The following is a 322-nucleotide window of genomic DNA, read 5'->3' as shown; positions in this document are numbered from 1 at the left end:
TTCTCGGTCGGCCTGGTCGCCAACGGCGACAGGCTGGTATCGTCCTTCGAGTCGCAGCTCGGCATGCAGAGCGACGGCTACAAGGGCGGCGCCGACCGGGTCGATGTCGACTCTTCCGTGGCCAATGCGACGCTGTCGGGCTATGCCGCGCTCGGCCAGCGCATCAGTGCCGACGCCGACGAGCGCTCCGAAAAGTTGCTCACTCTCCACCGCACGCTGTTCTATGCCACCCTCGGCGTCATCCTGCTGGTGGCGCTGTTCATCTTCAGGCCGATGTCGAAGGCCATCCTGCGCAAGACGCATGAGCTGGTCGACGCGCGCA

The 322-nt window shown here is 65.5% G+C and carries 1 pseudogene; it reads left to right on the top strand.

Annotated elements, in window-relative coordinates:
* A pseudogene (locus EN807_RS33860) lies at positions 1–322 on the top strand (GGDEF-domain containing protein); the annotation flags it as partial.

This window comes from Mesorhizobium sp. M5C.F.Ca.ET.164.01.1.1 (genome assembly GCF_004792125.1).
GTDB lineage: Bacteria > Pseudomonadota > Alphaproteobacteria > Rhizobiales > Rhizobiaceae > Mesorhizobium > Mesorhizobium wenxiniae.
This window is presented reverse-complemented; position numbering and strand designations above follow the sequence as displayed.